Source organism: Nocardiopsis sp. CNT312 (assembly GCF_000515115.1).
Classification (GTDB): Bacteria; Actinomycetota; Actinomycetes; order Streptosporangiales; family Streptosporangiaceae; genus Nocardiopsis.
Genome location: NZ_AZXF01000023.1, coordinates 1 through 20,207, shown reverse-complemented (window position 1 = coordinate 20,207; position 20,207 = coordinate 1). Strand labels below are relative to the sequence as shown.

16 protein-coding genes are annotated in these 20,207 nt (G+C 73.2%); 5 read left to right on the top strand and 11 right to left on the bottom strand.

All coding sequences use genetic code 11. The features are described 5' to 3' along the window. Nucleotides 1–20: 20 nt before the first annotated feature. The 4 genes from B042_RS0111595 to B042_RS0111575 all read right to left on the bottom strand — a co-directional run bounded on the left by B042_RS0111595 (nucleotide 21) and on the right by B042_RS0111575 (nucleotide 3,758). Complete coding sequence (locus B042_RS0111595; RefSeq protein WP_028648431.1) at nucleotides 21–1,355, bottom strand: protein kinase; 1,335 nt, start codon at nucleotides 1,353–1,355, stop codon at nucleotides 21–23. A 156-nt stretch (nucleotides 1,356–1,511) separates the two neighbouring features. Continuing rightward, entirely contained in the window at nucleotides 1,512–1,688 is a 177-nt protein-coding gene (locus tag B042_RS24970) for a Trm112 family protein (protein WP_081748742.1), read from the bottom strand. Between the two features lie 199 nt (nucleotides 1,689–1,887). After that, nucleotides 1,888–3,240 carry a phosphomannomutase/phosphoglucomutase gene (locus tag B042_RS0111580; RefSeq protein WP_028648429.1) on the bottom strand — a complete coding sequence of 451 codons (1,353 nt, stop codon included), beginning with the start codon at nucleotides 3,238–3,240 and terminating at the stop codon, nucleotides 1,888–1,890. A 122-nt stretch (nucleotides 3,241–3,362) separates the two neighbouring features. Beyond that, nucleotides 3,363–3,758: a DUF3499 domain-containing protein gene (locus tag B042_RS0111575; protein WP_028648428.1), complete on the bottom strand. Its 396-nt coding sequence runs from the start codon at nucleotides 3,756–3,758 to the stop codon at nucleotides 3,363–3,365. Between the two features lie 201 nt (nucleotides 3,759–3,959). On the opposite strand from B042_RS0111575, the gene B042_RS0111570 reads away from it, so the two are divergent. Next, nucleotides 3,960–4,352: a metallopeptidase family protein gene (locus B042_RS0111570; RefSeq protein ID WP_028648427.1), complete on the top strand. Its 393-nt coding sequence runs from the start codon at nucleotides 3,960–3,962 to the stop codon at nucleotides 4,350–4,352. A gap of 6 nt (nucleotides 4,353–4,358) precedes the next feature. Here B042_RS0111570 and B042_RS0111565 read toward each other — a convergent pair whose 3' ends face one another. The 4 genes from B042_RS0111565 to B042_RS0111550 form a co-directional block, all read right to left on the bottom strand. Beyond that, nucleotides 4,359–5,852 (bottom strand): DUF5719 family protein, encoded by a 1,494-nt coding sequence (locus tag B042_RS0111565; protein WP_028648426.1) that lies wholly within the window; start codon nucleotides 5,850–5,852, stop codon nucleotides 4,359–4,361. Beyond that, nucleotides 5,849–9,238 carry a glycosyltransferase family 2 protein gene (locus B042_RS22925; RefSeq protein WP_231493943.1) on the bottom strand — a complete coding sequence of 1,130 codons (3,390 nt, stop codon included), beginning with the start codon at nucleotides 9,236–9,238 and terminating at the stop codon, nucleotides 5,849–5,851. The genes B042_RS0111565 and B042_RS22925 overlap by 4 nt, the downstream gene beginning before the upstream one ends. A gap of 167 nt (nucleotides 9,239–9,405) precedes the next feature. Further along, the gene (locus tag B042_RS0111555; RefSeq protein WP_028648425.1) at nucleotides 9,406–9,693 is read right to left on the bottom strand and encodes a WhiB family transcriptional regulator; all 288 of its coding nucleotides are present in this window, start codon (nucleotides 9,691–9,693) and stop codon (nucleotides 9,406–9,408) included. 238 nt (nucleotides 9,694–9,931) lie between these two features. Next, nucleotides 9,932–11,122, bottom strand: coding sequence for a hypothetical protein (locus B042_RS0111550; RefSeq protein WP_028648424.1), 1,191 nt, complete (start codon nucleotides 11,120–11,122; stop codon nucleotides 9,932–9,934). Between the two features lie 249 nt (nucleotides 11,123–11,371). Here B042_RS0111550 and cofD point away from each other — a divergent pair, with 249 nt between their 5' ends. The 3 genes from cofD (at nucleotide 11,372) to B042_RS0111535 (ending at nucleotide 15,078) form a co-directional block, all read left to right on the top strand. Then, nucleotides 11,372–12,352 (top strand): 2-phospho-L-lactate transferase, encoded by a 981-nt coding sequence (gene cofD / locus B042_RS0111545; protein WP_028648423.1) that lies wholly within the window; start codon nucleotides 11,372–11,374, stop codon nucleotides 12,350–12,352. Next, nucleotides 12,349–13,644, top strand: coding sequence for a coenzyme F420-0:L-glutamate ligase (locus B042_RS0111540; RefSeq protein WP_028648422.1), 1,296 nt, complete (start codon nucleotides 12,349–12,351; stop codon nucleotides 13,642–13,644). The genes cofD and B042_RS0111540 overlap by 4 nt, the downstream gene beginning before the upstream one ends. Before the next feature lie 189 nt (nucleotides 13,645–13,833). Further along, nucleotides 13,834–15,078, top strand: a complete 1,245-nt coding sequence (locus B042_RS0111535) for a glycosyl hydrolase family 18 protein (protein ID WP_028648421.1) — start codon at nucleotides 13,834–13,836, stop codon at nucleotides 15,076–15,078. Nucleotides 15,079–15,156: 78 nt separating this feature from the next. On the opposite strand, the gene B042_RS0111530 is transcribed toward B042_RS0111535, so the two are convergent. Genes B042_RS0111530 through B042_RS0111520 form a run of 3 tightly spaced genes read right to left on the bottom strand, consistent with a single transcriptional unit; the run spans nucleotide 15,157 to nucleotide 18,467 of the window. Next, entirely contained in the window at nucleotides 15,157–15,540 is a 384-nt protein-coding gene (locus tag B042_RS0111530) for a hypothetical protein (RefSeq protein WP_028648420.1), read from the bottom strand. Then, a complete protein-coding gene (locus B042_RS0111525) occupies nucleotides 15,537–15,791 on the bottom strand; it encodes a hypothetical protein (protein ID WP_028648419.1) in 255 nt (84 codons plus the stop codon). The genes B042_RS0111530 and B042_RS0111525 overlap by 4 nt, the downstream gene beginning before the upstream one ends. 42 nt (nucleotides 15,792–15,833) lie before the next feature. Next, nucleotides 15,834–18,467, bottom strand: coding sequence for a bifunctional FO biosynthesis protein CofGH (locus tag B042_RS0111520; RefSeq protein ID WP_081748741.1), 2,634 nt, complete (start codon nucleotides 18,465–18,467; stop codon nucleotides 15,834–15,836). A gap of 124 nt (nucleotides 18,468–18,591) precedes the next feature. On the opposite strand from B042_RS0111520, the gene B042_RS22920 reads away from it, so the two are divergent. Then, nucleotides 18,592–19,569, top strand: a complete 978-nt coding sequence (locus tag B042_RS22920; RefSeq protein WP_051415641.1) for a lysylphosphatidylglycerol synthase domain-containing protein — start codon at nucleotides 18,592–18,594, stop codon at nucleotides 19,567–19,569. The last annotated feature ends 638 nt before the right edge of the window (nucleotides 19,570–20,207 follow it).

Genomic DNA, 20,207 nt, shown 5'->3' with positions numbered 1-20,207 from the left:
CCTCAGGCGTCCGTGGCGGGCTATTGGCTGACCGCGATCAGCACCAGCAGCAGGACCAGGATGACGATGGTGATCAGGACGGCCGGGATCACCCAGCTCTGCTGGAGCGGCGAGGGCGGCTGCGCCGGGCGCGGCATCGGGCCGGGGCGGCCGGGAGACGCATAGGCCTGGTTGGGGCTGGCGCCTCCGGCCATCGGTGTGCCGGGCGGCACGGGCCGCCGCTGGGGGTGGGGCGGCCCGGGGTTCGGGTACATCCCCGGCATCCCGTGCCGGGGGTTGGAGGTGCCGGGGTGGCCGCCGAACGCGGGACGCGGGTTGGAGTTCACGGGGTGGCCCGCGGTGCCCGGCCGCGGCTCGGAGGACGTGGGGCCGTGTCCGGGATCGGACACGTGCGGCGGATAGCCTCCGAAACCCTGCTGGGGGCCGGTACGCGGCGACCGCTGCACCGCGGGCGGAACCTGCGCGCCGGCGGGCAGGAGGCCCGTCTGGGCGATCTGCTCGCCCCGGCGGAAGGCCTCGTCGGTGGAGGCGGCCGCGTCGTCGGCGCTCTCGTGGCCGAGCAGGCGCATGAGCAGGCTCTGCGCGTTGGGGCGGCGGTCGGGGTTCTTGTCCAGACAGGCCTCGACGACGGGGCGCAGGGTCTCGTCCATACCGTCCAGGGCGGGCGGTGCACTGACCACGCGGTGCACCACCGCGGGCACGGTGTCGGAGCCGAACGGGGCGTTGCCGGTGGCGGCGAAGGCGATGACGCAGCCCCAAGCGAAGATGTCGCACTTGTCGGTGACCCCGCGGCCCTCGATCTGTTCGGGTGCCATGTACGAGGGCGTTCCGACGATCGAGTTGGTCATGGTGGCGGTGCCGTCGTCCATGCGGGCGATACCGAAGTCGATGACCCGCGGTCCGTCCGGACCGAGCAGGACGTTGCCGGGCTTGAAGTCGCGGTGGACGATCCCCGCCTTGTGGATGGCCACCAGGGCGGTGGCCGTGGACACCGCCAGCCGCTGGAGCTTGGACCCCTTGAGCGGCGCGCCCTTGGCCACCGTGTCCTGGAGGTCCTTGCCGGGCACGAACTCACTGACCACGTAGGGCGGGTCGTCGTCGAGCTGGGCGTCGAGGATCGCCGCCGTGCAGAACGAGGCGACCTTCTGAGCGGCGCGGACCTCCTTGGCGAAACGCTTGCGCAGGTCGCTGTCGGCGGACCACTGGTCGTTGAGGACCTTGACGGCCACAGGGTCGCCTGCGGTGTCCTCGGCGAGGTAGACGATGCCCTGGCCTCCCCTGCCCAGGCGTCCGGTCACTCGGTACCCGCCGAACTCCGCGGGGTCGCTCGCCTGTAGCGGTTCAGGACCGGACATCGGTGTCCTCCAGGGCATTCGTGATGAGCGGTGCGCGCAGCAACAGGGTACGGGTTAGCGGGCACACGTGACCGTGGATGCACACCCGGCGGCACCGGGTCCGCTGCGCCGTCACTGTTGTGACCGCCGCGACGGCCCAAGCGTTCCCTTCCGGCCTCAGTCGATCCTGCGGGCCTCGTCGACGAGCAGCACCGGGATGCCGTCTCTGATGGGGTAGGCCAGACCGCTCTCGTCGCAGACCAGTTCGTCGGTCTCGGGGTCGTGGCGCAGCGGGGCCTGGCTCTGCGGGCAGACCAGGATGTCCAGCAGCCATCCGTCGATCGTCGTGCTCATCGGTGTGCCGGACGTGCGGGCCCGGTCCCGCAGGACCGGGAGGGCACGCCCTCCTCCTTCTGTATGGTGTGGCCGCGGCCGTCCGCTCCGGAGCGGACGCGGGTGTCGCCGATGCCGTGGACCGTTCCGCGGCCGGTGGTGCTGTCGAAGCTACCGGAGGTGCGGGCCCGGAGCACGCGTCCCGGGCCCGCACCACGGGTCAGGCGCGGACGATGCCCAGGACCTTGTCGCGCAGTGTGGCGACGGTGACGTCGTCGGGCGCCTCCACGTTGAGCCGCAGCAGCGGCTCGGTGTTGGAGGCGCGCAGGTTGAACCAGGACCCGTCGGGCAGGGTGACGCTCAGCCCGTCGAGTTCGTCGACGGTGACGCCGTCCCCGCCGGCGAAGGCCTCGCGCACCTGTGCCATCCGCGCTCCGGTGTCGGTGACGGTGGAGTTGATCTCGCCCGAGGCCGCGTAGCGCGAGTACTCCGCGGTGATCTCCGAGAGGGGCCGCTCCTGGGCACCCAGGACACGCAGGACGTGCATGGCCGCGAGCATGCCGGTGTCGGCCCGCCAGAAGTCGCGGAAGTAGTAGTGGGCGGAGTGCTCACCGCCGAAGATCGCTCCGGTCTCGGCCATGGTGGCCTTGACGAAGGAGTGGCCGACCCGGGTGCGCACGGGGACCCCGCCCCTCTCGCGCACGATCTCGGGGACGGCCGCGGAGGTGATGAGGTTGTGGATGACCGTGGCCCCGGGCTCACGCTTCAACTCCTGGGCGGCGACCAGCGCGGTGACGGCCGACGGGGGGACGGCCTCGCCGTGCTCGTCGACGACGAAGCAGCGGTCGGCGTCGCCGTCGAAGGCCAGACCGAGGTCGGCTCCGGACTCGCGCACCTTCGCCTGGAGGTCGACCAGATTGTCCGGGTCGAGCGGGTTGGCGGGGTGATTGGGGAAGGTCCCGTCCAGTTCGAAGTAGAGGGGGAGGAGGTCCAGCGGCAGCCCCTGCCCCAGGACGGCGGGGACGGTGTGGCCGCCCATGCCGTTGCCCGCGTCCACGGCGACCTTCAGGGGGCGGATGCCCGACAGGTCGACGAGGCCGCGCAGGTGCTCGGCGTAGCCCGGCAGCAGGTCGCGCTCGGTGACGGTGCCCGCGGGTCCGTCGAAGGCGGGAACACCCTCCTCGGCCAGGCGGCGGATCTCGTCCAGCCCGGTCTCGCCGCTGATGGGCGCAGCGCCGGCCCGGCACATCTTGATGCCGTTGTACTGGGCCGGGTTGTGGCTGGCGGTGAACATGGCACCGGGCAGGTCCAGGTGGCCCGAACCGTAGTACAGCAGGTCGGTGGAGCCCAGACCCGCGTGCACCACGTCGACTCCCTGCGAGGTGACCCCCTCGGCGAAGGCCGCGGTGAGTTCCGGTGAGGAGGGGCGCATGTCGTGTGCGACCACGACGGCCGCTCCGCCGACCACCCGGGCGAAGGCCGCCCCGATCGCGCGGGCGACGTCCGCGTTGAGGGTGTCCGGTATCACACCGCGTACATCGTATGCCTTGAAGATGCTTCCGAGATCAGCCACGTCTTCTCCGGCCCGTCGGGTCCTGCACCTGGTTCGGTGACGCGGGGCTTTCCGCGCGGTACAAAACTAGCAAGGCGCGGCGGACGGCCCCAGAGGCGCCGCCGCGGCTGTGGACGGCGGGCTCAGTTCCGGCGGCGCGGGCCCCGGTCGCCCGTGCCGGGGTCGGAGCGGACCACGCGCAGGTGGCCGCGGCGCAGGGTCTCGGTGCCCTCGCCGACGGCGTCGGAGGGACGGGCGCCCGAGGGCGGACGGGCCGCCTCGCGCACGGCGTCGGCCAGGGCCTCCAGGTCGTCGCTGCCGGGACCGCCCCCGGCGGTCTCCACGGGCAGCCGTACGACCTCCCAGCCCCGGGGAGCGGTCAGGCGGTCGGCGTGGACGGCGCACAGGTCGTAGCAGTGCGGCTCCACGTAGGCGGCGAGAGGTCCCAGGACGGCGGTGGAATCGGCGTACACGTACGTGAGCGTGAAGACGGCGGGCTGCCTGCACGCGGTACGGGAGCAGCGGCGAACATGGCTCACAGCGTTCGACTGTATGCCCTCGGGGAGGGACACGCCAGCACGCGCCGTAGGAACGGTGGGATTCGTCCCGAAAGGAGGCGGGGCCTACCGGTTCCGTGCGAACTCCTGTTTCCCCCCGCATCCGGACTACGCCGGAGGCCTCCGATGGCTTAGTCTCGAAGTGTGCGACGAGTGCGCCTTTCCAGTGGCCAACCAGACCGAGTGCGGCGCCGGGACCGCCGCGGCCGAGGTGTCCGCGGTCCTCTGGTGCCCTCCGACCTGCCGGTGTTCCGCAGCCGAGCACAGGCGTTCGACGACCTTGTACTGGACGCCGTCGAACGCCTGGAGCGGCTGTGGGCGCGCGAGCTGGCGAACGTGGACTTCCTCGTCGAGGACGTCCCCCCGATCCCTGCAGGCGTCCCCATGACCGAGACGATCCCCTTCTCCCGCCTGGAGACCGACCCCGCGGGCAAGCCCCGCATCGTGGTGTACCGCCGACCGGTGGAGATCCGGACGAAGGACCCCGAGGAGATGGCGCTCCTGGTGCACGAGGCGGTCGTGGAGGAAGTGGCCAACCTGCTGGGCGTGGAACCGGAGTCCGTCGACCCGGAGTAGGCCGCCTCAGGGCACCACGCCCACCATGGTGTCGCGGACGACCGGCAGCTCCACCTCCACGGGCGCCGGGTGGACCGGCAGCACGCTCCAGCCCTCCGGCGTACTGAGCCGCCGTGCGGCGTACACCGGACCGGAGCCCTCCAGGAGTTCCAGCCGCAGCGCGTAGCCTCCGGCCGCCGCGGGAGCCGTCCAGCCCCCGGCCCCGCTGCCGAACACCCGTGTGGTGCCCGGGGCCAGGTCCACTCGCACCGCGTCGCCCTGTGTCCCGTCGGCTCCGATCGGGGTCACCACCACGTGTGCCTCACCGTCCAGAGCCGCCATGGCCACCTCTGCCGCCACGCCGTCGGGGACCTCGGGGAGGACCGCGGTGGTGTCCAGCGGGGCGCTCAGCGGCTCCACGGCGGCCGCGTAGGCGGTGTCCAGGACCGTCGCCGACCCGTCCTCGGCGTACTCGGTGTACTCGGTGTGGACTCCGGCGACCACGGGGGCGTCGGCCTCCACCACGACCGTCCCGGCCCGGCCGCGCAGCCCCGACTCCAGGGTGAGCCAGGCGGACGCGGCCGGGGGCACGTGCACGACCAGCGGTTCGCCCTCGCCGTCCGCCCCCTCCGGGATCAGGCGGACCCTGGCCTCGACGGGTTCGTCCCCGGGCGCGGCCACGAGCAGGCGGCGCGAGCCGTCGCCCCCCGGCACCCCGGGGATCACGTGCTCGTCCGCGGGCGCACGGGTGGGCGGGACCCAGCCGGTGGCACCGGAGGAGTGCTCGGCGAGCAGGGACGCGGCCACACGGCCGGTGCTGGTGCGCACGTGCACCCCGAGGGCGGCCGTCTCCTGGACCAGTCCGGTCAGGTCCAGTTCGGTCGACGCACCGGCGGGGAGGGGGACCCCGCGGCTCTCGGCGGAGTAGGCCGGGCCGTTCTGGGTGTAGAGGTCCACGCTCACGGTGGTCCGTGTCTCCGTGGGGTTGGCCAGGTGGGCGGTCAGGGACGCGACCTCCACGGCCTCGGGGTCGGTGCCGCCCGGCAGGGCGAACCACAGATCGGTCGAGGGCTCCTCGCAGCGGACCTCCGTCAGACCCGTGTCGGACACGGTGGTCTGCGCGGAGTCCAGTCCGGCGGCCAGGGCGCCCTCGGCCCGCAGCGCGGTGGGCCGGAGGGCCTGCCCGGTGTCGGCGCGCCAGACGCCGCCCGGTTCGGTCCGCTCCTCCCCGAGAGCGGAGGCGTCGCCGCCGTCCGGGACCGGCACGGCCCACAGCCGGCCGGTGTCGTCGCGGCCCACCCTGGGGGTGAACGCCGCGACGGTGCTCTCGGCACCGTGCCCGGCCGTCTCGTGCGGGGCGGGGCACACCCGGGTCGCGCGTTCGGGACGGAAGGTCCCGGGTTCGGAGACGCCGACCCCGATACCCACCGAGCGGCTCGCGAACGCCAGGCCCCACAGCAGGGCCAGGGCCAGTGAGACCGCCCCGAGCAGCGCGAACCGACTCTCCATGATCAGTCTCACGGCTGTTCTCCCTCTTCGCCCGCGCCAGGGTCGGGGGGGTCGGCCGGCCCCTCCCCCGCGGCGGCGCGCCCCGCCCTGCGGCGGCCTCGCTTCCTGGGTCCCCGCCTGGCCCGGCGCCCCGGTGCGCGCGGGAGGAACTTCCACTGCGGCACGCGCGGGCTGGGTACCTCGGCGGACTCGATCAGCCGGGTCTCCTCCTCGGTCCGCACCGCGGGGGCGGCGAGCACCGCGACCACGAGCAGCAGGACGCCCTGGGCGACCGTCCACACGGTGTGGACGCGGTCGGCGTGCCACACGCGCAGCGTGCCGCCGCCGGGGGGCAGATCCCATGCCTGCGTGCCGTGCTCCGTAGCGGCCGGGGCCAGTTCCACGCCGTCGAGGGCGGCCCGCCAGCCCCCGTCGGCCGACTCGGCGAGGGCGAGCACCCGGCCGGTGCCGCCCTCGGGCAGCCGGGCGGCGAGCTCCCCGTCGCCGGAGAGGGCCAGTGCCTCGGCCCCGCCCCCCTCCTCGACCACGCGCAGGCGCCCGCTGGAGCCGTCCACGCGCCAGAGCCCGTAGCGGTCCGACAGGGCCTCGCGCATCAGCCCGGGGGTGCCGTCCAGTGTGGTGGCCAGGGAGGCGTCGTGCGGGCCACCCGTCTCCGGACGGGGGTAGAGCACGTACCGGATGCCGAAGTCGGCCAAGACCTGCGGGTTGGCGTCGCCGCGGCCGCCCGCCATCTCGGCGACGACCCGGTCCATGGCCTGCCGCGTCGCCTCGGCGGGGACGAGGCGTTCCTCTCCCAGCCGCGGCTCGCGCCCGCGGGCCACGACGTAGTCGACACCCCCGTCCGGGCCGGGGGTGATGACAAGGGTGCTCGGCCGGGTGCCGTCGCTGCGGACGGCGGCCAGGGCACCGGGGATCACGGAGGAGTCGCGAGTGGTGAGGGGACCGTCCGCCCCCTCCCAGGCCCAGAGGGCGGCGGCGGAGAGCGGGGTGGTGACGGCGAGCAGGGCCACCGCCACCGCGCAGATCCGCCGGAGCCATCCCTTGGCCGCCATGCGCACGAACGAGCGCACGGCGGTCGCCGCGCACAGGAGCACCATCAGTGCGGCGAAGGACAGCGCCGTCCCGGGCCAGACGGGTGCCGGGGGCCCGCCGAAGTACGGTTCGACGACCAGGCGGCTGGTGAGGACGGCCAGGACCAGGCCGAACAGGGCCAGCGCCCAGCCCGCGGCGACGAGCAGCCGGTTGCGCAGGAGCAGCAGGGCGCACAGGGCGGCGGCGAGGAGACCGGCCGTGACCCAGTACGGGGGGCTGCCCGGCCCGCCCGGGGAGAACAGGACCAGCTGCCGTGCGGTGGCGGCGGGGTCGGAGAGTCCGGGACGGTGCAGCCCGGCCTCCAGCAGCCAGAGCGTGGGGTGGGCCAGCAGGCGCAGCGTCCACGGCAGGAGCAGCACCAGGGGGACGGCGAGCCCGATCGCGAGGTCGGTGTACAGGCGGCGCCCCATGTGCCCGAAGGCGGCCCCGACCAGGGCGGCGGCGGTCAGGGCCAGCAGCCAGGCGATCGGGACGAAGGCGGTGGCCGCAGTCAGGACCAGGCCGAGCCCCCACGCGGACCGGCGCGCCGGTCGTGGCGGCATGGACACCACGCGCATGAGCAGCAGCGCCGCCACCGGCAGCAGCACGTGGACCAGGGCCGTACCCACCCGGCCCTGGGAGACGGCCCCGGTGGCCACGGGCAGCAGTGCGTAGGTGGCCGCCACCCACACCCGTGCGGGCCGAAAGCCCAGGACCTGGCAGGCGAGCAGGTAGGAGGTGAGGCCGGACAGTGGCACGCAGCCCAGCAGGACCAGGCCGACCGCGATCCAGGGCTGGCCCAGGGTGAGGGTGGACAGCAGGGCGAGGAACCCGGTGTAGGGGGGCGCGGGCCCGTCCGAGCCGAGTCCGCTGTCCGGGGCTGTCGACAGGTACAGGTCCCACAGGTCCCACGCGGTGCCCGAGACGGGCGGAAGGGCCCCGCCCGCGAGGAGGTCGCCGAAGAGCAGGGAGCGCTCGGCGACCAGGGCGAGGGCGGTCAGGGAGAGCACCAGCAGCACGCCGGGCCTGCGCAGGGTGCGGCGCACGAGGCCGGTCCAGTCGGTGAGCGCCTCGTCCTCCTCATCGGTGCCGGAGGCCGCCTGGTGGCGCGCGGGGGTGTCCATGACCGGTTCCCCGGCGAGGAAGCCGCCGATGGCGTCCGTGGCCTTGCGGAGGAAGATCCCGCGAGCGAGGTAGGGCCGGATCGCGCTGTAGGTGCGCTTGCGGTCGCGGCGGCGCCGGAACCGCGCGCGGATCAGCCGGAAGGGGCGCAGGTACACGAGGGTGATGGCCGCGGCCTCGTCCAGGGCGTCCGCGGGCTGCTTCATGAACAGGGACACCACCACGCGCAGCAGGGACGCGGCCGAGTTGCGCGCCAGGGCCGCCACCATGCCCCCGGTGGGCAGGTTGGCCAGGAGGACGAACACGGCGTGCCTGCGGTCGATCCTGCGCGGGTGGTTGCGGGTGGCGGTGATGGTGCGCCGCCGGCGGGCCGATGCCTCGGCGTGGTAGGCCACCGCGTCCGTGACGACGCGGGTGTGCAGGCCGACGCCGCCCACGCGCCAGCAGAAGTCGATGTCGTCGCGGAAGAGGGGGAGCGCCGGGTCGAACCCGCCGAGCCGGTCCCACACGTCGCGCCGGACGAGCATGCCCGCGCTGGACACGGCGAGCACGCGGCGGTCGCCGTCGTGCTGCCCGTGGTCGAACTCGCGCTGTTCGAGTCCGGTCTCACGGCGGCCCGCACCGTCGATGGTGACGCCGACCTCGATCAGGCGGCGGCGGTCGAACCAGTCGCGGAGCTTGGGGCCGAGCACGGCGGCACGCGGGTCCCGCTCGGCTGCCTTCAGGAGGCGTTCGAGGGTGTCGCGCTCCGGGGTGAGGTCGTCGTGGAGGAGCCAGATCCACTCGGTGGCGGCGTCGTCGAAGCCGTGGACGGCCGAGGTGGAGCGCCGCAGTTCCAGCGCGCCGCGGACGGCGTCGCCGTAGCCGGTGCCGGCGGGCAGGTCGACGACGGCGTCGGCGGGTAGGTACCCGGCGAGGAGTTCGGTGCTCTCGTCGGTGCTGCCGGTGTCGGCGGCCACGACCCTCTGGACGGGCCGTGACTGGCCTTTGAGGGCCGCCAGCGTCTCCGGCAGCCAGCGGGCTCCGTCATGGCTGACGATGACCGCGGTGACGATGTGTCGGGCGGATTCCTGGGCAAGCACGGCTGTGGGGGTTCTCTTCCGGGAGAGCGGGGGCAGGCCCCGGGCCGCGGCGCGGAGGGCACCGGTGCGCCCGGCGTCCACGGCGCGCCTCAGGGCATGGCGCGGGACATCACGATACGCCACCGTGGGTCGTTGCGGAGCTCCTCGCCGGGATCCGTGGACCCACTCATATCCCCCTATTAGAGACAGTATTCATATACAGGATGATTCATATGTGCGCCTCCGGGTAACACGAAGCACAGAAAAGGCGCACCCGGACCTGTGGTCCGAGCGCGCCTCACACGTGCGCCCTAGAGCACCTCCGAGAGGAAATCGAAATCCCCTCCGGCGGCTTTCTTCAGCCTCCGGCGCTCGCGCTCGGAGAGTCCTCCCCAGATGCCGAAGCGCTCGTCGTGTTCCAGCGCGTACTCCAGGCACTCCGCGCGCACCTCACACGACTGGCAGACCTTCTTCGCCTCCCGGGTCGAACCGCCCTTCTCCGGGAAGAACGCCTCCGGGTCGGTCTGCGCACACAGGGCGCGTTCCTGCCAGCCCAGCTCCTCGTCCGAGCCGTGCGCCAGCGGGATGACCTCGCTCATGCGCACCTCCTGTTGCCCCCCATAGATGTCCCGGCCCTTTTCGTCCCCCGAGCCGGGTGGAATCCCACCCTCGAATTACACGAGGGCACCTCGCTAAGAGTCAAGCACCCCACGTGGCAATCCACTGAATATCATGCACGGAACCGCTGGTGGCAGCCCTGCTGTGTCCGTTCTGTGAATTCCGCGCAATTCGCGCGGCCCACGAGGGCGGCGGGGTAACGGTGGTGTGCAACGCGCTTCAGCGCCGCTCCTCCCCGCCGTACCAGCCCTGCTGGCCGCCGGAACCACCCTGGTTGTGCTGGTCCGTACCGTAACCCGTATTCGGGTCGTACTGGTCCCCGTAGGTGGTGCCGCCCTGCCCGGAGGCATCGGTGCCCGCGTTCTCCCCGGAGCCGGAGCCCTGGTACCAGCCGTACTGGATGGCCTCCTGCGCCGCCTGCTCCCCGGTGGTCGGCTGCTGGGCCTGCTCCGCGGACGACTGCTGCGGGTCGTAGCCCTGCGGTGCGTACTGCGAGGCGTCGTAGCCCTGCCCGTAACCGCCCTGCTGTGCCGCGCCCTGGCCGTACTGCTGGCCGTACCCCTGCTGGGCCCCGGTCCCGTACGAGTACGCCTGCTGCTGGCCGTACGCCTGCTGCGCGGAGGGGTCGTAGGCCTGCTGCTGGCCGGAGGCGGCCTGTGCCGGGTCCTGGTACGCCTGCTGCTGACCGTAGACCTGCTGCTGGTAGGCCTGCTGAGGGTCATAGGCATAGGCCTGCTGCTGGCCGGAGGCGGCCTGTGCCGGGTCCTGGTAGGCCTGCTGCTGGCCGTACGCCTGCTGCGCGGAGGGGTCGTAGGCCTGCTGCTGGCCGGAGGCGGCCTGTGCCGGGTCCTGGTACGCCTGCTGCTGACCGTAGACCTGCTGCTGGTAGGCCTGCTGAGGGTCATAGGCATGGGCCTGCTGCTGGCCGGCCGCCTGCGGGAAGCCCTGGCTGTACTGGGGCTGCGCCGGCGCCTGCGGCACCAGAGCCGGGTCCTTGAAGACCTTGAGCAGCCCGAACCCGACCACGCCCAGCACAGCACCGCTCGCCAGGGTCGAGAAGAGGTTCGCGAACCCGTACGCGGGGTTGTAGACGCCGACGAACCCAGTGATCAGGTGGATCGCGGCGAAGACGAGGCCGATGCCCGCCATGACCATGGCGGTGATCACCACGGGCCGGGCCGCGGGCCGGGTGCGCTCACTGCTCAGCGCCAGCGCGACCGCGCCCGCGATCAGGGCCGTCGTCCACAGGCCGAAGAAGTGGCCGCTCGCGCCGCCCACCCCGCCGGAGAAGCTGCCCTCGCTCATCCCGATGATCAGGCGGATCAGCCCTGCGAGTTGGGACGCGCCCGCGGCACCGAGCAGAACCCAGACCCCCAGCGGGCGCAGGCGTTCGAGTGTTTCGTTGTTCAAGAGAGGTTCCCCTCCGCTGCTTCCTCGCCGTCGCGTCGGGGGAAGCTTGGCATATGGTCAGGCTGTCTGGTGCATCGGTTGCGCCCCGGACGAACAGGGAGGTGTCGGAGGGCGGCCCACTGGTGGGACGGTGGTCACGGCCCTGGAGTTCTCAGACTCTCAGACGCGGGTCCGGTCACGTGGTACCGGGACCGCCCATCAGCGGGGCACACGACGCATACATGCCTCCAGCCTGCCAGACTTGGACGCATGCGGATAGTCGTACCGGCCGGCGGTATCGGCGGAGCACGCTTCCTGCGCGGCCTCAAGGCCGCCCTCGGAACCGGCTCCCCCACCACCGGAGAGCACAGCACGGACAGCGCCATCACCGTCATCGGCAACACCGGCGACGACATCACCCTGTTCGGACTCAGGATCTGTCCGGACCTGGACACGGTGATGTACACCCTGGGCGGGGGCATCGACGAGGAACGGGGCTGGGGCAGAGCCGACGAGTCCTTCACCGTCAAGGAGGAGCTCGCCGCCTACGGGATGCGGCCGACCTGGTTCGGTCTGGGCGACCGGGACACAGCCACCCATATCGTCCGAGCGCAGATGCTCGCCACGGGGTATCCCCTCTCCGCCGTCACCGAGGCGCTGTGCGACCGCTGGAAGCCGGGCGTGCGCCTGATCCCCATGACCGACGACCAGGTCGAGACGCACGTGGTGGTCGACGAGGGCGAGGGGCCCCGCGCCCTCCACTTCCAGGAGTGGTGGATCCGGCACCGGGCCGCCCTGCCCGCGCAACAGATCGTCTCCGTGGGCGCGGAGTCGTCCGCCCCCGCACCCGGTGTGCTGAAGGCCATCGCCGAGGCGGACGCCGTGATCCTGCCGCCCTCCAACCCGGTGGTCAGCGTCGGCTCCGTCCTGGGCGTGCCCGGCATCCGCGACGCCATGGCCGCCAAGACCGTGGTGGGCGTCTCCCCGATCATCGGCGGCGCGCCCGTCCGCGGGATGGCCGACGCCTGCCTGGCCGCCCTCGGTGTGGAGACCGACGCTGGCGCCGTCGCCGAGCACCTGGGGGCGGACCTGCTGGACGGCTGGCTGGTCGACGAGGCCGACGCGGGGACGAGGGCTGCGGGGATCGAGGTGCGCTCACGCCCGCTGTACATGAACGGCCCCGCCGCGACCGAGGCGCTCGCCCGCGCCGCCGTGGACCTGGCCGTCGAACTGTCGGAGGCGAAGGGATGACCCCCGGGATCGGGATCCGCGGGCTGGCCGGGATCCCCGAGGTGCGCCCCGGCGACGACCTGGCCGCCCTGATCGCCGACGCCGCGGAGGCCTCCGGTACCCCGCTGGCCGACGGCGACGTGCTGGTCGTCACCTCCAAGGTCGTCAGCAAGGCCGAGGGGCGCGACCGCCGGATGGACCGGGAGGAGGCGGTCGACGCCGAGGCCGTGCGGACGGTGGCGCGGGCGGGCCGGACCCGGATCGTGCAGGACCGCCGCGGCATGGTGATGGCGGCGGCCGGGGTGGACGCCTCCAACGTCGAGCCCGGGACGGTGCTCCTGCTGCCGGAGGACCCCGACGCCTCCGCCCGCTGTCTGAGGGCGGCGCTGCGGGCACGGCTGGGGGTGAACGTGGCCGTGGTTGTCTCCGACACCTTCGGCCGCCCCTGGCGGGTGGGCCAGACCGATGTCGCCCTCGGCCTGGCCGGGCTGCCGCCCCTCCAGGACCTGCGCGGCACCCCCGACAGCCACGGCACGCCCATGGCGGCGACCGTGAACGCGCTGGCCGACGAGGTGGCGGGCGCGGGCGAACTGGTCAAGGGCAAGACCGACGGCGTCCCGGTGGCGGTGGTCAGCGGTCTGGGCCGCCTGGTCACCGCCGAGGACGGCCCCGGCGCGGCCGCCCTGGTGCGCCCCGCCGACGACGACCTGTTCCGGTACGGCTCGCGCGACGTGGTCCCGGCCCGGCGCACGGTGCGCTCCTTCACCGGCGACCCGGTGGACCCGGCCGCCGTCCGGCGGGCGGTGGGCACCGCGGTGACGGCGCCCGCGCCCCACCACACCACGCCGTGGCGGTACGTGCTGGTGGAGTCGGCCCACACCCGCAAGAGGCTGCTGGACGCCATGCTCCAGGCGTGGGTGGCCGACCTTCGCGGCGACGGCTTCTCCGAGGAGCAGGTCGCGAGGCGGACCAGGCGCGGCGACGTGCTGCGCGGCGCCCCCTGCCTGGTGGTGCCGTTCCTGGTGGCCGACGGGGCGCACCCCTACCCCGACGCGCGCCGGGCCGACGCCGAGCGATCGATGTTCCTGGTGGCGATGGGTGCCGGGGTGCAGAGCCTGCTGGTGGGCCTGGCCGTGGAGGGCCTGGGTTCGGCGTGGATCTCCTCGACCCTGTTCTGCCCGGACGTGGTGCGCGAGGTGCTGGAGGTCCCCGGGAACTGGGAGCCGATGGGCGCGGTGGCCGTGGGGCACGCGGCGGAGCCGCCCCGGGACCGGCTGCCCCGGGACCCGGAGGACTTCATCGCGGTGCGCTGACCCCGCGCTCTCCACGCGAAGGGCCGACGCGCTGGGGCGCGTCGGCCCTTCGCGTGGAACCAGGTACCCGATAGAACAGCAAACTTTCTTTACTGTTTCCGTTGACGCGGGGGGCCGGAAATTTTAAGGTTTCTTAACTATTAGGGGTCCCACAACCCCTGCCCACGCTCGACGGAAAGGAGCACCCCCATGCTCGGCCTCGTCCGCAAGAGAAACCGCCACGGGACAGGGGCCTCCCGCGCCAGGACCGCCCTGGCCGCCGGAGCCGCCGCCCTCGCCACCGCCCTGGTCACGGCCACGGCGCCGCTCGCCTTGGCCGCCGAGGAGCACAGCGAACAGTGGCTCACCGGCTACTGGCACAACTTCGACAACGGATCGACCGTCCTGACGCTCGCCGACGTCCCCTCGGAGTACAACCTCGTCGCCGTCGCCTTCGCCGACAACCACCCCACGCTCGACGGCGGCATCACGTTCGACCTCGCCGTCGGCGAACTGGACGGCTACACCGAGGAGGGCTTCCGCTCCGACGTCGCCGCGATCCAGGCCGAGGGCCGCAAGGTGGTCCTCTCCGTGGGCGGCGAACTCGGGCACGTGAGCGTCGCCAACGCCGCCCAGGCCCGGAACTTCGCCGACACCGCCCACGCGCTCATGCTGGAGTACGGGTTCGACGGGATCGACATCGACCTCGAACACGGCATCGACGCCCAGTACATGGAAGCGGCCCTGCGCGACCTCAGCGCCGACGCCGGACCGGACCTGATCATCACGATGGCGCCGCAGACCATCGACTTCCAGTACGAGACCGCGCCGTACTACGAACTGGCGTCCAACATCGGCGACATCCTCACCATCGTCAACATGCAGTACTACAACTCCGGCACCATGCTGGGGTGCGACGACCAGGTCTACGCTCAGGGCACGCCCGACTTCGTCGCCGCGCTGGCCTGCATCCAGCTAGAGATGGGCCTGTCCCCGGGCCAGGTCGGCCTAGGCCTGCCCGCCGTCCCCTCGGCCGCGGGCGGCGGGTACATGCCGCCGAGCGAGATCGTCGCCGCCCTCGACTGCCTGGAGGCCGGCACCAACTGCGGGAGTTTCACCCCCGAAACCCCCTACGGCCCGATCGGCGGGGTCATGACGTGGTCGGTGAACTGGGACGCGACCAACGGCTACGCGTTCGCGGACGCCCTCTCCGCCCGCCTGGGCTCCGGCCCGACCGACCCGCCCACCGACGGACCGACCGGAGAGCCGACGCAGGAGCCCACCGGCCCGCCCGCCGACTGCGCCTCCCCGGCCTGGTCGTCCACCACCGTCTACACCGGCGGCGACACCGTCTCCCACGAGGGCGCGGAGTACCGCGCCAAGTGGTGGACCCGGGGCGAGGAGCCCGGCACCACCGGCCAATGGGGCGTCTGGGAGACCCTCGGCACCTGCTGACCCGGGGCGGGACCGCGAGCAGGGTCCCGCCTCATCCCGGCGGGCCGCCGCGTTTCCCCGACTCGCGCGGCGGCCCGCTCAGACGCACACGATCGTGAGAGCGGGGTCGATCTTGCCGATGTCGTCGGGGTCGGAGGGGAGGACCGGCGCCCGGAACTTGGCTCCGAGAAGCGCGACGTGACCGTCCACGACATCGCTGCCTCCAGACCTGCCCAAAAGGACACCCACCTGCCTGGCCGTCTCCTTGTTCAGGGGATCGATCAAGGTGGTGCGCCCCTTGATCAGACGGGAGATGGCGTGTTGGCGCGCGTCGCCTCTCCAAGCCTGGGCCAACACACCGGCCGGGACGATGATCCTGAGGCGCTCTCTGACCACGCGCTGGACCAGTCTCCACATCCTGGCCTGTCGACGTTCGAGCGCGGTCAATGCTCCCGTGTCGAAGACGACGACATCCGTATTCATCCAGCGGACTCTACAGAGCGCCTCGCCCCGCCGAGCACGCTTTCCACCCACTCCTCGTCCTCAGCGGTCGTTCCGCCCGATTCCTCCAGAATCTCAGCGGCCAATTGTTCTGCATCCGCCCAGTCGGGGGCGGTCTCCGCGAGTTCGGTGAAGTACGCGGAGACGGAACCGGCCTGGCCGGAATCGACGGCGCGCTGGGCCTTGGCCACGATCTCCTCCGGGACGCTGATGGTGACGCGCTTATTCGTCATACTCCGCGCATACCCGCCTGTCCAGGGAAACCGCACGACACCTCACACCAGCGGCAGGGCCCGGCGGCGGACGCTGTCGGCGACACCGCCGCTGGCCTCGGCCGCCCGGCGCCGCTCCTCGGTCACCTCCCCGTAGAGCGTGGTGCGCTGGCGCAGCGGACGCCCCGTCGGTTCCACGAGGGCGCGGATGTCGCCGATCGTCTTGTAGGACCCCTGCCCCGACCCCGCCATGCGGCTGATCGTCTCCTCCATCAGGGTGCCGCCCACGTCGTTGACGCCGCCCCGCAGCAGGGTCCGGCAGGTGTCCTCGGCGAGCTTGACCCACGAGCACTGGATGTTGTCGACCGCCCCGTGCAGCAGCAGCCGGGCCAGCGCGTGCACCGCCCGGTTCTCCCGCACCGTGGGCCCCGTCCGCGCCAGCCCCGCCAGGTACAGCGGCGCGTTGGTGTGCACGAACGGCAGCGGCACGAACTCCGTGAACCCGGGCCCGCCGCCCCGCTCCACCGACCGCTCCTGGAGCGAGCGCAGCAGCCTGATGTGGGCCACCCAGTGGCGGGGCGCGTCCACGTGGCCGTACATCATCGTGGACGTGGTGGGGATCCCCAGGTCGTGCGCGGCCGTGATCACCTCCACCCACGCGTCCGCGGGCAGCTTCCCCTTGGTGAGGATCCAGCGGACCTCGTCGTCGAGGATCTCCGCGGCCGTCCCCGGGACCGAGCCGAGCCCCGCCTCACGCGCCCGCACCAGCCACTCCCGCACCGGCAGGCCGCTGCGGGAGGCCCCGTTGACCACCTCCATCGGGCTGAAGGCGTGGACGTGCATCTCCGGGACCCGCTCGCGCACGGCCGCGGCCAGATCGAAGTAGGCGTCGCCGGGCAGGTCCGGGTGGATGCCGCCCTGCATGCACACCTCGGTGGCCCCGGCCCCCCACGCCTCCTCCGCGCGGTCGGCGACCTGCTCCAGGGAGAGCGTGTAGGCGTCGGCGTCCGTGCGGCGCTGGGCGAAGGCGCAGAACCGGCAGCCGGTGTAGCAGACGTTGGTGAAGTTGATGTTCCTGGTCACCACGTAGGTGACCTCGTCGCCGACCGTGTCGCGGCGCACCCGGTCGGCCAGGCCGGCCAGCGCCTCCAGTTCGGGGCCGTCGGCGTGCAGCAGGGCGAGCGCCTCGGTGTCGGAGATCCCGGCCGGGTCGGCCTCGGCGGCGCGCAGCGCGGCGGCTATGTCGGGGTCGAACCTGCGGGGGACGGCGCCCTCGCGGTCCACGCCCTCCGCCAGCGCGTCCCAGTCCCCGTACACCGAGTCGAAGTCGCCGCGGCGGTCGCCGGTGCGCCCCCGCCCGTCGATCCCGGTGTGCAGGTCGGTGCGGCCCGAGGCGACCAGCACGGCCTCCGGCTCCTGCCAGGGGCGGCCCGCCACGGACGCGCCCTCGGCCGCCAGCCCGGTCTCCGGGTCGGCGAGCGCGGCCACGTGCCCGGCGATCCGCGGGTCCAGCCACGGCTCGCCCGCGCGCACGTACTCCGGGTAGACGGTGAGCCGCTCCCGGAGCGTGAACCCGGACTCGGCGGTGCGCGCGGCGAGGTCGTCGATCTGCGGCCAGGGCCGCTCCGGGTTGACGTGGTCGGGGGTGAGCGGGGAGACCCCGCCCCAGTCGTCGATGCCCGCGCGGAGCATGAGCGCGTACTCGTCCACGCCCCCGTGCTCGGCGCCGATGAGGTTGGGCGGCGCCTGGACGTGCGCCTTCGGCCCCATGACCAGCCGGGTGACGGCCACGGCGGCGGCCATCTCCTCGCGTTCGGCGTCGGGGCGGTGCATCATCGCCGTGCCGGGCTTGGCGCGGAAGTTCTGGACGATGACCTCCTGGACGCCGCCGTGGCGCCGGGCGGCGGCACGGATCGCGAAGACCGTCTCGGCGCGCTCGCGGTGGCTCTCCCCGATCCCCAGAAGCATTCCGGTGGTGAACGGCACGCTGGAGCGGCCCGCGTCCTCCAGCACGCGCAGCCGCACGACCGGGTCCTTGTCCGGGCTGCCGTAGTGGGCCTGCCCCGGTTCGGTGAACAGGCGGGTGGAGGTGGTCTCCAGCATCATGCCCATCGACGGCGCGACGGGTTTGAGCCGTTGGAGGTCGGACCAGGTGAGCACGCCCGGGTTGAGGTGCGGGAGCAGGCCGGTCTCCTCCAGGACCAGGACCGCCATGGCGCGCACGTAGGAGAGAGTGTCGTCGTAGCCGTGGGCGTGCAGCCACTCGGCGGCGGCCGTCCACCGGTCCTCGGGGCGGTCGCCGAGCGTGAACAGGGCCTCCTTGCAGCCCAGGGCGGCTCCCTGACGGGCGGTCTCCAGGACCTCGTCGGGCGAGAGGAAGGGCGACTCCAGGCGGCCGGGTACCGTCGCGAACGTGCAGTAGTGGCACCGGTCCCGGCACAGCCGGGTCAGCGGCACGAAGACCTTGCGGCTGTAGGTGACGGTGCCCGGCCGCCCGGCGGCCTCCAGACCGGCGTCGCGGACACGCCCCGCGTGGTCGAGGAGGGTGTCCAGGTCCTCACCGCGGGCGTGGAGGAGGACCTCGGCCTCGTCGGGGTCGAGGGTCTTGCCGTCGCGTGCGCGGGCCAGGGCGCGGCGCATCGCGGAGGGGGCGGGGACGGTCGGTGACGGGCGGGGGCCTTGCTTCGCACCACTCATGGGCGAACCCTACGACGCGGTCGCCGCGCTGTCCCGGGCATCGCGACAGGTGTCGGGTTCCCGGACGCGGCGGGCCGGGCCCGGTCTGGGATCATCGGGTGACACCGGCAAGAGGAGGGGACGGGTGCTGAGCCGACTGCGCCGCAACCCGTGGGTGCGGCTGGGGCTGTTCCTGCTGCTCCTGGCCTGTGCGGTCCTGGCCGTGCACGCGCACTGGGAGCAGACGCGGGAGGCGGTCGCCGATCTGCCCCTGTGGACACTGCCGGTGTCGGTGGCCGCCGGGATGGCCGGCCTGGTCTGCCAGATGCTGGCCTGGCGCACGCTGCTGGCCGGGCTGGGTTCGCCGCTGCCGCGCGGCGCGGCGGCGCGGGTGATGTTCGTCGGCCAGCTCGGCAAGTACCTGCCCGGTTCGGTGTGGGCGTTCCTCGCCCAGGTGGAGCTCGCGCGGGACTGGAACGTGCCCCGGGTGCGCGGGGCGACCGCGACCGTGCTCGCCGTGGCGGTGACGGTGGCCGTCGGCCTGTGTGTGGCGGCCCTCGCCCTGCCGCTGGCGTCGGCGGAGGCGGCCCGCCGTTGGTGGTGGGCGCTGGCCCTGGCGCCGGTGGCGCTGGGCGTGCTGCACCCGCGCGTGGCGGGGTGGGGCCTCCGGTTGGCCGCGCGCCCCTTCGCCCGGTTCCGCGAGGTGGCCGGGGCGGGGCCGCTCGACCTGCCGGGGCGCTCGATGGCGGCGGCCGTCGCCTGGACCGTGGCGGCCTGGCTGCTGCTGGGCACGCACGTGTGGGTGCTGGTGCGGGCGGTGGGCGGTGACGCCCTGCCCTCACTCGGCCCGGCGGTCGGCGCCTACGCGCTGGCCTGGACGCTGGGACTGCTGGTGGTGTTCGCGCCCGCCGGCCTGGGGGTACGGGAGGCGGTGCTGGTGGTGGCGCTCGCCCCGGTCGTGGACACGGGGGCGGCCCTGGTGGTGGCGGCGGCCTCCCGGCTGGCGATGACCGTGGCCGACCTGGCGTGGGCGGGGCTGTCCGTCCTGCTGTCCAGGGACCGACGTCCGAAACCCGGTGCAGCCGCTCCCCCGAACGCGGAGCGGCGACCCGACGGCGCGTGAGCCGTTCCCGGTGGACGAGGCTCCCCGAGGCGGGGTTTGGCACCTGCTTTCTCGCCAGTGGCCCCCACTCCACCCGACGGAGAGGTCGGCCGCATCGGTCTGCTCTCTAACCCCCGACAGGATCGCTTCCTGCCAGGGTTCCGTCCACCCAGGCGTGGACGCTGTCGGGCAGTGACCCGGCCGACTGCGAGAGTGCGCCCACCAGCCAGGACGTGGGCGGACCGGAGCCCTACTGGCACTCCTACACCTACGACGCGGCCGGCAACCGCCTCACCGAGACCCACCACGACACCACCGGTACCGGCAGCGACGTGGTGCGCGACTACACCTACCCCGCCGAGGGGGAGGACCAGCCCAACACCGTCCAGAGCGTGGTGCAGAGCACCGCCCAGGGCGACACGCTCTCGACCTTCGCCTACGACGCGGCCGGCAACACCACCGAGCGCGATCTGGNCGGCGAGCTCCAGGAGCTGACCTGGAACGCCGAGGGCAAGCTGGACTCGGTCTCCACCGCGGGCGGGGACACCTCGTTCGTCTACAGCGCCGACGGCAAGCGGCTCGTCCACTCCACCCCGCAGGCCGACACCCTGTACCTGCCGGGCACGGAGCTGCGGGCGGACGCCGTCACCGGCGAGGTG

What these genes read in the sequence shown, in the direction of transcription:
- B042_RS0111555 (WP_028648425.1), bottom strand. Translation starts at nt 9,693, where the DNA reads ATGAGCGAGGTCATCCCGCTGGCGCACGGCTCGGACGAGGAGCTGGGC.
- B042_RS0111530 (WP_028648420.1), bottom strand. Translation starts at nt 15,540, where the DNA reads ATGAATACGGATGTCGTCGTCTTCGACACGGGAGCATTGACCGCGCTC.
- cofD (WP_028648423.1), top strand. Translation starts at nt 11,372, where the DNA reads ATGCGGATAGTCGTACCGGCCGGCGGTATCGGCGGAGCACGCTTCCTG.
- B042_RS0111535 (WP_028648421.1), top strand. Translation starts at nt 13,834, where the DNA reads ATGCTCGGCCTCGTCCGCAAGAGAAACCGCCACGGGACAGGGGCCTCC.
- B042_RS0111520 (WP_081748741.1), bottom strand. Translation starts at nt 18,467, where the DNA reads ATGAGTGGTGCGAAGCAAGGCCCCCGCCCGTCACCGACCGTCCCCGCC.
- B042_RS0111595 (WP_028648431.1), bottom strand. Translation starts at nt 1,355, where the DNA reads ATGTCCGGTCCTGAACCGCTACAGGCGAGCGACCCCGCGGAGTTCGGC.
- B042_RS0111540 (WP_028648422.1), top strand. Translation starts at nt 12,349, where the DNA reads ATGACCCCCGGGATCGGGATCCGCGGGCTGGCCGGGATCCCCGAGGTG.
- B042_RS0111525 (WP_028648419.1), bottom strand. Translation starts at nt 15,791, where the DNA reads ATGACGAATAAGCGCGTCACCATCAGCGTCCCGGAGGAGATCGTGGCC.
- B042_RS24970 (WP_081748742.1), bottom strand. Translation starts at nt 1,688, where the DNA reads ATGAGCACGACGATCGACGGATGGCTGCTGGACATCCTGGTCTGCCCG.